The sequence below is a fragment of the Pseudorhizobium endolithicum genome (genome assembly GCF_902153245.2).
GTDB lineage: Bacteria > Pseudomonadota > Alphaproteobacteria > Rhizobiales > Rhizobiaceae > Neorhizobium > Neorhizobium endolithicum.
The window spans coordinates 1-11,793 of the sequence record NZ_CABFWF030000007.1 but is presented as its reverse complement, the minus strand read 5'-3'; the positions used below and the strand labels follow the sequence as shown (position 1 = coordinate 11,793).

Here is an 11,793-nt window from a genome sequence, read left to right as displayed (position 1 = left end):
ATCGGGAAGATCGCATCGGACTCGCGGGCAATGGTGGATTCCTGCACGTTCACCACCGCGCCGATCTTCAATCCCGCGTCCCGGGAATAGCGCAGCGAAGCCAGCGTATCGGCAGTCTCGCCGGACTGGGAGATGAACAGCGCCCCCTGGTCGGCGGAGAGCGGAATCTCCCGGTAGCGGAACTCGGAGGCGACATCGATCTCAACGGGCAAGCGTGCATAGCGCTCGAACCAGTATTTGCCGACGAGACCTGAAAGATAGGCCGTGCCGCAGGCCGAGATCGCCAGTCCGCGGAGCGAGGCAAAGTCGATGGCGTTTCCGGCCGCCGGATCCACGCTATGGTCGGCCAGGTCGACGTAATGGGCGAGCGCATGGGAAATCACCTCGGGCTGCTCGTAGATTTCCTTCTCCATGAAGTGCCGGTGATTGCCCTTGTCGACGAGATAGGCGGCAGCCTGCGTGATCTGGCGGGGCCGTTCGACGCGGTTTCCATCGTGGTCGAAGATGAAGGCCCCTTCGCTGCCGATCACGGCCCAGTCGCCGTCGACGAGGTAGGTGATCTCGTTGGTGAACGGCGACAGGGCGATGGCATCCGAACCGAGATAGGTTTCGCCGCGGCCATGCCCGATGGCAAGCGGCGGTCCGGAGCGGGCGGCCATGATAGTGGAAGGATCATCCGCGAAGATGACGGCAAGCGCATAAGCGCCGGTGATCCGCTGCAGCATCGCCTGCATCGCTTCGCGGCGTCCCATTCCACTGCGCAGATTGCGGGCGATCAACTGGCCTACAACCTCCGTGTCCGTCTGCGTCTCAAAGGTCGCGCCCTCCGCCTGCAGCTCTTCCTTCAGCTCGGCGAAGTTCTCGATGATACCATTGTGGACAACGGCCACACCGTCGACGAAATGCGGGTGGGCGTTCGTTTCGTTCGGCACGCCATGGGTGGCCCAGCGGGTATGGGCAATGCCGATGGTCCCGGAAAGCGGTTCCAGCGCCAGCTTCTTCTCCAGGTTGATGAGCTTGCCTTCGGCGCGGCGACGCTCCAGCACACCCTCATGAATGGTGGCAACGCCGGCGGAATCATAGCCGCGGTATTCAAGCCGCCGCAGCGCGTCCACGAGACGTTCCGCAACCGGCTCCTTGCCGACAATTCCCACGATGCCGCACATATAAGACCTCATTGTTCCCGACGACTGCGGGAGTTCTAGTCGATGGCGCGTCGACCGCAATTCCCCTGCCGGTCACTTTCCGTGTCGGAGGGTAACGCGGTGCGTCAGCCGTTCTTCGTTGCTGCCTTGAATGCTTTTGCCCGCTGGCGAATGACCTTTGCGCGCTCAGGCTTGATCTCCTGACGCGCACGGCCGAGCGCAAGGGCGTCGGCCGGCACGTCTTCGGTAATCACGCTGCCCGAGCCGACATAGGCCGCGTCACCCACTGCGACCGGCGCCACCAGCGACGAGTTCGAGCCAATGAAGGCGTGCGCTCCGATTTTCGTGACGTGCTTGTTCAGACCGTCGTAGTTGCAGGTGATCGTGCCGGCGCCGATATTGGCATGGGCGCCGACGACAGCATCGCCGATATAGGTGAGATGATTGACCTTGGCGCCCTCGCCGATCTCGGCCTTCTTCACCTCGCAGAAATTCCCCACCTTTGCCCTGGGGGCAAGATCAGTTCCGGGACGCAGCCGCGCGAAGGGGCCAACGGTGGCTCCGGTGCTCACATGCGCTCCTTCGATATGGGAGAAGGCATGGATGACCGCGCCTCCCTCGATCGTGACACCAGGACCGAAGACCACGTTGGGCTCGATCACCGCGTCCTGACCAATCTCCGTATCGAAAGCCAGGAACACGGTTTCCGGGGCGATCATGGTCACGCCGCCGAGCATCAGTTCGTGCCGCCGCCGCTCCTGCCAGAGGCGCTCCAGCACCGCCAGTTCCGCACGATTGTTGCAGCCCGCCATCTCGGCTTCGGGGGCGTCCACGGCGACAGCCCTGCCTCCGGCAGCGCGCACGATCTCCACAAGGTCGGTAAGATAATATTCGCCCTTGGCGTTGCGGTTGCCGATCCTGTCGAGGAGTTCCAACGCCTTCCTGCCGTTGATCGCCATGATGCCGCTGTTGCACCAGGTGATCTTCCGTTCCTCGTCCGTCGCGTCCTTCTCTTCGCGGATCGCAATGAGCTCGCCGCCCTCGACCAGCAGGCGCCCGTAGCCCGTGGGACGATCGGTGCGGAAGCCGATCACGGCCACATCCGCGCCTTTGGCCAGTTCTTCGCGCGCGGCGGAAAACGGCCCCGCGGTTACCAGCGGCGCGTCGCCGTAGGTGACCAGGACATCATCGAAGCCCTGTGCGATCGCCTCTCGCGCAGCGAGGACAGCATGGCCAGTGCCGAGCCTCTGCGTCTGGGTGAAGGTCCGCAGGCCGACTTCGTCCGTCTCGGCAGCCTTGGCGACTGCCTCGGCGTCCCGCCCGAGCACCAGCGCGACGTCCGCAATTCCGGCTGAAGCGACGGCACGCATGACATGCCCGATCATCGGCAGGCCTGCCACGGGATGCAGCACCTTTGACATCGAAGACTTCATGCGCGTGCTGTCTCCTGCAGCGAGGATGACGGCCAGGCAGGTGCGCTTCATACGGATTCCCTCAGTTTGATCAGGCGCTTCTTAGCAACAACCGGTTTGACAGGCGATAAACAGCTTGTTTCCGGTTGCAACAAAAAAGGCGCCCGAGGACGCCTTTTTCGCCCATATGAGTGGGCTTACTGCGGCAGCTTGTCGTCGACGCCGGCGACGTAGAAGTTCATGCCGAGCAGCACGCCATCTTCCGCCTTCTCACCTTCCGCCAGCCAGTCGGATCCGTCCTGCTTCTTCACCGGGCCGGTGAAGGGGTGCAGTTCGCCCGACTTGATCTTGGCTTCGGTCTCTTCCGCCATCGCCTTCACGTCGTCCGGCATGTTGGTGTAGGGCGCCATCGTCAGGATGCCGTCCTTCAGACCGTCCCAGATCTGCTCGGACTTCCAGTTGCCATCGAGAAGAGCCTGGGTGCGCTTGATGTAATAGTTGCCCCAGGTATCGACGATCGCGGTCAGCTGCGTCTTCGGGCCTGCAGCAATCATGTCGGAGGCCTGGCCGAAGGCGAAGATGCCGCGCTCGGCTGCCACCTGCATAGGTGCGGTCGTGTCCGTATGCTGGGTCAGGATGTCGACGCCCTGGTCGATCAGTGCCTTGGCGGCATCGGCTTCCTTGCCGGGATCGAACCAGGTGTTGGCCCAGACGACCTTCAGCTTGAACTCCGGATTGACCGATTGCGCGCCGAGGATGAAGGCATTGATGCCCATCACAACTTCCGGGATCGGGAAGGAAGCGATATATCCGGCGACGCCCTTCTTGGACATCTTGGCCGCAATCTGGCCCTGGATGTAGCGGCCTTCGTAGAATCGCGCGTTGTAGGTGGCGACGTTCTCGGCAGCCTTGAAGCCGGTGGCGTGCTCGAACTTCACGTCTGGGAACTTCTGCGCGACCTTGATCGTAGCATCCATGAAGCCGAACGAGGTCGTATAGACCAAGGCGCAGCCGGAGCGGGCCATGCGCTCGATTGCGCGTTCCGCGTCAGGGCCTTCCGGTACGTTTTCCAGGAACGGCGTCTCGATCTTGTCGCCGAAATGCTCCTGCAACTGCTGGCGACCGATGTCGTGTGCCTGCGTCCAGCCGCCGTCGGTCTGCGAGCCGACGTAGATGAAGCAAACCTTGGTCTTGTCCTGGGCCTGGGCGCCAGTGGAGACGCCTCCAAGGACGGCGGCCGTGGCGGCGAGTGCGATGATCAGTTTCTTCATTTTGTACCCCTGTTGGCTCGAAGACTGGTATGCGGCAGCTGTCTCAACGCTCGGGAACGAAGGGTTTTCCGAGCGAGGCAGGCGTGTTGATGAGCGTCGTACGACGATTATGCGAGATGATGATGAGGACGACAATAGTGGCGACGTAGGGCAGCGCCGAGAGGAACTGGGACGGTATGCCTATCCCCAGAGCCTGCGCATGCAGCTGGCCGATCGTCACGGCGCCGAACAGGTATCCCCCGGCCAGCACGCGGAGCGGGCGCCAGGAGGCGAAGACGACAAGGGCAAGGGCGATCCATCCGCGTCCCGCCGTCATGTTCTCCACCCATTGCGGCGTGTAGACGAGCGAAAGCTGGGCCCCGGCCAGGCCGGCACAGGCGCCGCCGAACATCACCGCGAAATAACGTGCCCGGATGACGTTGATGCCCAGCGCGTGTGCGGAAGCGTGGTTGTCGCCGATGGCCCGCACCTTGAGCCCCGTGCGGCTCCTGAACAGGAACCAGTGGATGCCGACGACGAGAACGACCGAAAGATAGAAGATCAGGTCCTGGCGGAACAAGAGCGGGCCCAGGAGTGGAATGTCGGAAAGGAACGGTATGGGAAGCGGCTGCAGCTTGATGCCCGGCTGGCCCACGAAGCTCTCCCCGATCTGCCCGGACAAGCCCAGGCCGAGGATGGTCAACGCCAGGCCGGTCGCCACCTGGTTCGCCACCAGCGTCAGCGTCAGGATGCCGAAGAGCAGCGAGAAGACCGCGCCGGCTGCGATGCCCGCAAGGATCCCCACATAGGGAGATCCCGTCACCTGGGTCGCTCCGAAGGCCATGACGGCCCCCATGATCATCATGCCTTCGACGCCGAGATTGAGCACGCCCGCGCGCTCCGTCACCAGCTCGCCGAGAGCGGCGATCACCAGCGGCGTCGCCGCGGTGATGACGGTGAGAAGGATCGCCTCAAGCATGGGCGCCTCCTGGAGCCGGGTGGCGCACAAGCCGCAGACGGTAGTGGATGAGCGTGTCGCAGGACAGGACGAAGAAGAGAAGCAGCCCCTGGAATACCCGGCTCACCTTGTCGGAGATGCCGATCGACAGCTGAGCGGCCTCGCCCCCGAGATAGGTGAGCGCCAGGACAAACCCCGACGCGATGATCCCGAGCGGGTTCAGCCGACCGAGGAAGGCGACGATGATTGCCGTGAAGCCATAGCCCGGCGAGATCGAAGGCTGCACATGGCCGATGGAGCCCGAGACCTCCGAGATCCCTGCCAGGCCGGCGAGTGCGCCCGACAACAGCATGGAGAACCAGACCATCCGGCGCGCCGAAAAACCGGCAAACCGCCCTGCCCGCTCGGATTGCCCCAGAACGGTGACCTCGAAGCCCTTCAGCATGAACCGCATCATGAACCAGATGGCGACGGCCACAACGATGGCGAAGACGATGGCAAGATGGGCCCGGCCCGAATCCAGCACCTCCGGGAGGACTGCTTCCGGCACGAAGGCCTTGGTCTGCGGAAAGTTGTAGCCTTGCGGATCCCGCCATGGACCGCGAACGAGCCAGTCCAGATAGAGCTGGGCGATATAGACCAGCATCAGGCTCGTCAGGATCTCGTTGGTGTTGAACCGCGTTTTCAGGAGCGCGGGAATGCCGGCATAGAGCGCCCCGCCGATCATGCCCATCACCAGCATCAGCGGCAGGATCATCGGCGAATGCCATTCCGGATAGAGGACCGGCAGGATCGACCCGGTGATGGCGCCGATGGTGAACTGCCCCTCGGCGCCGATATTCCAGTTGTTGGAGCGGTAGCAGATCGAAAGCCCCACGCCGATCAGGATGAGGGGGGCGGCCTTGATCGCGAGTTCATGGAGCGACCAGACTTCCAGCAGCGGCTCAATGAAGAAGCTGTAGAGCGCGTCGAAGGGGTTCTTGCCGAGGGTCCAGAACATGATGCCGCCGAAGAACAGCGTAAGAACCAGCGCAAGCAGGGGTGACACCAGCGAGAAAAGCCGGGAGACTTCGCTCCGCCTCTGAAGCTCAATGCGCATGCACGGCTCCCGGTTGTGTGGAGTCATGGACGCCGCCCATCAACAGCCCGATCCTTTCTCTGCTCATTTCGCCGGCCGGATAGGAAGCGGATAACCGTCCCTCCGAAATCACCGCGATGTTCGTGGCGACCTCGAATATCTCGTCGAGATCCTGGCTGATGACCACCACGGCCGAACCGGCCCTGGCGAGGTCGACGAGAGCCTGCCGGATGCGGCTCGCCGCCCCCGCATCCACTCCCCAGGTGGGCTGGTTGACGACCAGCACCGCCGGCTGTCGGTCGAGTTCGCGCCCCACGATGAACTTCTGGAGGTTGCCGCCCGAGAGCGCACCTGCAACCGGATCCTCGCCACTCTTGCGGACATCCATTGCCTCGCAGATGCGTCGGGTGGCAGCGCGTACAGCGTTGTGACGGATCACGCCCAACGCACCGCCGCCGAGAAACGCCTTGCGATCGGAGCGGCTACGGGCAAGGAGCAGGTTGTCGGACAGCGGAAGGGCCGAGACGGCCGCGTGGCCATGGCGTTCTTCCGGAACGAAGCCGGCGCCGAGCAGGCGCCGGGCATTGATGCCGAGCCGACCGACGGGCCTGCCGCGGATGCTGATTGCCTCGTTGCTCGTCACCGGATATTCGCCCGACAGTGCGTCGAAGAGTTCGCCCTGGCCATTCCCGGCGACGCCGGCAATCGCCAGCACTTCGCCCGCCCTCACCTTCAGGTTGATGTCCCTGAGCGAGATTGCGAATGGCGTCCTTGCGTCCGCATTCAATCCCGCGACTTCGATCCGGACGTCGCCAAGGGCCGCGCTCGTATCGCGACTGACGGCGGCAACTTCCGAGCCGACCATCATCCGAGCCAGCGAGGCGGCCGTTTCCCGTTTCGGATCGCAGCGTCCGGTCACCCTGCCGTGGCGCAGGACGGTTGCGCCATCGCAGATGCGCTGAACCTCTTCCAGCCGATGGCTGATATAGAGCACGGAGCGCCCTTCCGCGCGCAACTGGAACAAGGTCTCGAACAGCTTGTCAGCTTCCTGCGGCGTCAGCACCGATGTCGGTTCGTCGAGGATTATGAGCTTCGGATTCTGCAGGAGCGCACGCACGATCTCGATGCGCTGACGCTCTCCCACCGAGAGATCCGCCACATGCGCCTTGGGGTCCAGCGGAAGTCCGTAAGCCTTCGACAGCGTCGAGGCCTCCTCGGCGATTTTGGCGAGAGGAATCTTCGGGTCGAGAGAGAGCGCGATGTTTTCGGCGACTGTCAGCGCCTCGAAGAGCGAGAAGTGCTGGAAAACCATCCCGATGCCGAGCGTTCGCGCGGTGCCGGGCGAGCGTATGGCAACTCGCTCACCATTCCAGAGGATGTCGCCCTCGGTGGGATCGAGGATGCCGAACAGCATCTTGACGAATGTCGATTTACCCGCCCCGTTCTCTCCGAGCAGCGCATGGATTTCCCCTGGGGCGATGTCGAGATCGATCCCCGAACAGGCGGCAAAGCTTCCGAAATGCTTCGTCAACTTGCGGACCGACAAAAGCGGAATGGCCGCCGATCCCTCCGATACAGTCACTGAACCCCCTTGTTCACGCGGGCGCCGACCTTCTTCGAGGCCTATCACAGCACCGGCGCGTTTCGTTCGCCGCGCGAGACTGCCGCCAAGGCGGCCGCTTGTGACTTATTGATAGCCGATTTGTTGCTTCGCACAACAGGAAACATGCGTCTCCAACAGATCAGATGCGCCTGCCAAGGCTTGGAAACAACTGGAGGATCGCGCCGATGAAGTAGAGGTACAGGCCTGATGCTACGACGCCGTATACGAGCCAGTCCGGGGAACGGAAATGCAGCAGCAGCGAATAGCCGCTGAGTGCGCACCAGAGCAGGAAGATACCCAGATTGAGCGGACGCAGCCGCTGGACCCGCACCGGGTGAAGAAAGTTGATCGGCAGGAATGTCAGGAAGACGGAGATGGAGACGACGATGAAGGCGGTTACCTCGCTCGCCTGGATGACGAAAAGCGTGAAGATCACCATGTTCCAGACGACGGGGAAGCCGGAGAAGAAGTACTCATCGGTCTTCATGCCCGTGTCCGCGTAATAGATCGCACTCGAGACGACGATCATGCCGGCAGCGACGAAGGACCACGGCTCGCCGATCATGCCGCTCTGGTAGAGCGCGAAGGCGGGCAGCAAGACATAGGTCACGTAGTCGATGATGTTGTCCAGCGTGTCGCCGGACCAGTTGGGCAGCACCTCCTTGACCTGAACCTTGCGTGCGATCGGCCCATCCACGCCATCGACGAAGAGCGCCAGGCCAAGCCACCACCACATGTCGACAAAACGGCTTTCGGCTGCCGCGACGACACCGAGGAATGCCAGAAAGGAGCCCGAGGCAGTGAGCAGATGAACGGAAAAGGCACGGATCTCCGCGTAGGGGACTTTTCGATAGTTGAAAATTCGTCTGATCACGTAGCCATCCCGTTCAGTGCGTTACCGACCTATGCGGCCAATCTCCGGGCTTTGCAACCGGCATCGTCGGCCGGCAACCCTTCTCCCGCAAGAATCGCAGCACGCCGCCGCGTCCCCATGGATAACGGGAACGGAAGGCTCTACATAGCGTCCGACGGTTGACCGGCGAGGATGCGAAAATGCAGGATTTCGAAATTGCGGTGATCGGTGGCGGGCTGGCAGGGTCGGTCGCTGCGCTGGCACTGGCCCGAGGAGGCCGGAAAGTGGCGCTGGTCGCGCCGGAGGCGGCAACTCAAGACGAGCGCACCACGGCCCTGATGGATCACTCGATCCGTTTTATGGAGCGCCTCGGCCTATGGGAGAGGATCGCGCCGAAATCCGCTCCGTTGTCGGTCATGCAGATCATCGACGGTACCGATCGCCTGCTGAGGGCACCGACGGCCCAGTTCCGATCGGCGGATGTCGGGCTCTACGCCTTTGGATACAATATCCCAAACCGCGTCCTGCTCGATACCCTCAACGAAGCTGTCGAAGCAGAAGCGAACGTCGAGCGCATCCCGACGGCTGCGCATGCCGTGGCTTTCGGCCAGGATCAGGCGCTCGTGACGCTTGACGACGGTCGCACGATCAGTTGCGGCTTCGTCGTCGGTGCCGACGGAAGGCAGTCAAAGGTCAGAGAAAGCGCAGGGATCGGGACGCGACGCTGGTCATATCCCCAATCGGCCCTGGTGCTGAATTTCACCCACACGCTTCCGCACGGCAACGTCTCGACCGAGTTTCATACGCCAAGCGGCCCCTTCACCCAGGTTCCCCTCCCCGGCAACCGCTCGAGCCTCGTTTGGGTCGTGCGTCCCGAAGAGGCTGAACCTCTTCTGGCGCTTTCGCTCGGAGAGCTGTCCGCAGAGGTGGAGCGCCGCATGCAGTCGATGCTCGGCAAGGTGACGGTCGAGCCGGGTGCGCAATCCTGGCCACTTTCGAGCCTCATGGCCGACCGTTTCGGCAAGGGCCGCCTCGCGCTGGTCGGCGAAGCGGCGCATGCATTTCCGCCCATCGGGGCCCAGGGTCTGAACCTCTCGCTGCGAGACATCATCACACTGACAGAAATGCTGTCGGATCCAGTCGGCTCGCCGATCACGTCGAACGCCGGCGATCGCTTCAATCGCCGCCGCCGTCCGGACATCATGACCCGAACCTTCGGTGTCGATATCCTCAATCGCTCGCTGCTGTCCGACTTCCTGCCGGTCCAGATGATACGGGCTGCCGGAATGCATGTCCTCACGGCGATTCCACCGCTGCGGAACCTCGTCATGCGGGAAGGCGTCGAGCCCGGCCGCGGCTTCCGGGCCTTCGTGGAAGCGCTACGGAACGAGGTCCGGCGGTAACAGCCCGGTCGTGATTAGGTAAAGCACGACCGGGAGCGTCAGCACGGAAAGCGCCGTGGTGATGAGGACGGTCGCCGATGCCCGCTCCTGCCAGACCCCGTATTGCTGACTGATGACGAAGACGTTGGTGGCGGTCGGCAGCCCGGCGAGCAGGACCGCGGAATAGACCCACACCGGGTCGAAGTCACCGGCCAGAGACAGTACGAGGTAGACCGTTGCCGGCAGCAAGACCAGCTTCGCGACAGCCAGATAGCCGACCTCCACTGGTACCCGCTTGAGCGGCCGCAGCGCGAGCGTGACACCCATTGCGAACAGGGCGCAGGGTGCCGCGGCCTGGGCCAGATAGTCCACCAGCCGCTGGGCGGCCGCCGGTACCGCCATTCCGCTCGCGGCGACAACAAAACCCAGCGCCGTGGAAAGAATGAAGGGATGCAATGCGACCTTCCCCATCACGTCGAGGGCCACCCGCAGCGGCGGACGCCTGTCGCCGCCGGCAACAGCCATCATCGCCGGCGCGACGATGAAGTGGGTGGCGTTCTCCAGGCAGACGATCAGCGCGACCGGAACGGCGGCGGCTTCTCCGAACGCCAGCAGCGCAAGGCCCGGCCCCATGTAGCCGATGTTACCGTAGGATCCTCCGAATGCCTGGATCGTTGAATCGGCAAAGGAGGCCCGCCTCAGGTAACGGGAGACCAGAAACAGGAGCAGGAAGATGGAATAGGTGGCCGCAATGTCGGCGACGATGAAATCGATGCGGGCAAGGTCTTCGATCGGCGTACGGGAAACGAGCTTGAAGAACAGCGCGGGCAACGCGGCATAGATGATGAAGGTATTCATCCACCCCAGCGCCTCGGCCGGCTGGCGGGTCACTCTGGCCGCGAGATAGCCGATCAGGATCAAGCCGAAGAAGGGCAGCAGCAACGCAAAGATTTCGGCCATTAGATTTCCGGGGCGGACGCGGTTTTCGGGGCGGACGTCCCGCCTTAGCCGATTTGCGTCAGGATTGGAAAGGTCTGCTGGAACCAGATGGCGACGGCGCTGACGAATCCGAAGATGAAAGCGAGCCCGGTGAGGATGAGAAAGACGCCCATGATTTTTTCGACCAGGCCCAGATGGCGGCGGAAGCGCGTGAGGAAGCGCATGAAGGCGCCCGAAAATCCCGCCGCGATCCAGAACGGCACGGCGAGCCCGAGCGAGTAGATGGCGAGCAGCGTCGCGCCGTCACCCACCGTCTCCCGGGAGGCGGCCACGCCAAGAATGGCGCCGAGCACCGGGCCAATGCAGGGGGTCCAGCCGAAGGCGAACGCCAGTCCCATGAGGTAGGCGCCCGAAAGGGTAGCGGGCTTCCCGCCCCCCTGGAACCGGGCTTCGCGCGTCAGGAAGCCTATGCGGAAGACACCCAGGAAATTGAGACCCATGACGATGATGATGACGCCGCCGATCTTGGACAACAGGTCGAGGTGCTGCCTCAGCAGAACGCCGATGGTCGAAGCCCCTGCGCCGAGTGCCACGAACACCGTTGCGAATCCCAGGGTAAAGGCGACCGCCGCGGCAAGGACCGCGCGGCGGGTGCGCGTCTCCGCCACAGATTCACCTCCGCCCCGGAACTGATCGACCGAAACGCCTGCCATGTAGCAGAGGTACGGCGGCACAAGCGGCAGCACGCAGGGCGACAGGAAGGATAGAGCTCCCGCCAGCAAGGCGCTCCAAAGCGAAATTTCGGCAATAGACACGGGCAACTCCCTCACGGACCCTGGCGACCGTCGGTTCGTGCCCTAAAGCATGAGGGGCGGAAAATGCCAATCACCTTTTCGCGCTGCGTTTGCTTTGGGACAAGAAGCCGCATTTTTCCCGTTTTTGCGGTTGACCCGAAAGAGGCGTCTGCATATGTTCCGCGCACTTCCGAAGGGGCTCTCCTTCTTGCGGGAGCGCGTAGCTCAGCCGGTAGAGCAACTGACTTTTAATCAGTAGGTCCAGGGTTCGAATCCCTGCGCGCTCACCACTTCCTTTCTGTCCGACCCGGAGACATAGGTAACAGACTGTACCTAAGACATGGGTGACAACCTCGTGCCGAACGGGTTGTCGATGGTT

General features: G+C 63.0%; 9 protein-coding genes, 1 tRNA gene and 1 pseudogene. 2 read left to right on the top strand and 9 right to left on the bottom strand.

Annotation, left to right across the window (positions count from 1 at the left end; translation table 11 throughout):
- The 7 genes and pseudogenes from glmS to pcsA form a co-directional block, all read right to left on the bottom strand.
- Positions 1-1,166 (bottom strand): annotated as a pseudogene (gene glmS / locus RTCK_RS04490) (glutamine--fructose-6-phosphate transaminase (isomerizing)); the annotation flags it as partial.
- 104 nt (positions 1,167-1,270) lie between these two features.
- Positions 1,271-2,629: a bifunctional UDP-N-acetylglucosamine diphosphorylase/glucosamine-1-phosphate N-acetyltransferase GlmU gene (gene glmU / locus RTCK_RS04485; RefSeq protein WP_142591913.1), complete on the bottom strand. Its 1,359-nt coding sequence runs from the start codon at positions 2,627-2,629 to the stop codon at positions 1,271-1,273.
- 125 nt (positions 2,630-2,754) lie between these two features.
- A complete protein-coding gene (locus RTCK_RS04480; protein WP_142591912.1) occupies positions 2,755-3,828 on the bottom strand; it encodes a BMP family ABC transporter substrate-binding protein in 1,074 nt (357 codons plus the stop codon).
- A gap of 43 nt (positions 3,829-3,871) precedes the next feature.
- On the bottom strand, positions 3,872-4,786 hold the full coding sequence (locus tag RTCK_RS04475) for an ABC transporter permease (protein ID WP_142591911.1): 915 nt from the start codon (positions 4,784-4,786) through the stop codon (positions 3,872-3,874).
- Positions 4,779-5,864, bottom strand: coding sequence for an ABC transporter permease (locus tag RTCK_RS04470; protein ID WP_142591910.1), 1,086 nt, complete (start codon positions 5,862-5,864; stop codon positions 4,779-4,781). Before RTCK_RS04470 ends, RTCK_RS04475 begins: the two co-directional genes overlap by 8 nt.
- Positions 5,854-7,425 carry an ABC transporter ATP-binding protein gene (locus tag RTCK_RS04465; RefSeq protein WP_185927912.1) on the bottom strand — a complete coding sequence of 524 codons (1,572 nt, stop codon included), beginning with the start codon at positions 7,423-7,425 and terminating at the stop codon, positions 5,854-5,856. Before RTCK_RS04465 ends, RTCK_RS04470 begins: the two co-directional genes overlap by 11 nt.
- A 160-nt stretch (positions 7,426-7,585) precedes the next feature.
- Complete coding sequence (gene pcsA, locus RTCK_RS04460; protein WP_185927911.1) at positions 7,586-8,320, bottom strand: phosphatidylcholine synthase; 735 nt, start codon at positions 8,318-8,320, stop codon at positions 7,586-7,588.
- 179 nt (positions 8,321-8,499) lie between these two features.
- On the opposite strand from pcsA, the gene RTCK_RS04455 reads away from it, so the two are divergent.
- Complete coding sequence (locus tag RTCK_RS04455; RefSeq protein ID WP_142591909.1) at positions 8,500-9,702, top strand: UbiH/UbiF family hydroxylase; 1,203 nt, start codon at positions 8,500-8,502, stop codon at positions 9,700-9,702.
- Here RTCK_RS04455 and RTCK_RS04450 read toward each other — a convergent pair.
- Positions 9,679-10,641, bottom strand: coding sequence for an AEC family transporter (locus tag RTCK_RS04450; RefSeq protein WP_142591908.1), 963 nt, complete (start codon positions 10,639-10,641; stop codon positions 9,679-9,681). The two genes, RTCK_RS04455 and RTCK_RS04450, sit on opposite strands and share 24 nt — an antisense overlap.
- A 44-nt stretch (positions 10,642-10,685) precedes the next feature.
- Positions 10,686-11,435, bottom strand: coding sequence for a cytochrome c biogenesis CcdA family protein (locus RTCK_RS04445; RefSeq protein WP_142591907.1), 750 nt, complete (start codon positions 11,433-11,435; stop codon positions 10,686-10,688).
- 193 nt (positions 11,436-11,628) lie between these two features.
- On the opposite strand from RTCK_RS04445, the gene RTCK_RS04440 reads away from it, so the two are divergent.
- Positions 11,629-11,704, top strand: a tRNA-Lys gene (locus RTCK_RS04440).
- Positions 11,705-11,793 lie beyond the last annotated feature (89 nt).

Coding starts and splice junctions, on each gene's coding strand:
- RTCK_RS04450 (WP_142591908.1), bottom strand. CDS start 10,641: ATGGCCGAAATCTTTGCGTTGCTGCTGCCCTTCTTCGGCTTGATCCTG.
- RTCK_RS04480 (WP_142591912.1), bottom strand. CDS start 3,828: ATGAAGAAACTGATCATCGCACTCGCCGCCACGGCCGCCGTCCTTGGA.
- RTCK_RS04475 (WP_142591911.1), bottom strand. CDS start 4,786: ATGCTTGAGGCGATCCTTCTCACCGTCATCACCGCGGCGACGCCGCTG.
- RTCK_RS04455 (WP_142591909.1), top strand. CDS start 8,500: ATGCAGGATTTCGAAATTGCGGTGATCGGTGGCGGGCTGGCAGGGTCG.
- RTCK_RS04470 (WP_142591910.1), bottom strand. CDS start 5,864: ATGCGCATTGAGCTTCAGAGGCGGAGCGAAGTCTCCCGGCTTTTCTCG.
- glmU (WP_142591913.1), bottom strand. CDS start 2,629: ATGAAGCGCACCTGCCTGGCCGTCATCCTCGCTGCAGGAGACAGCACG.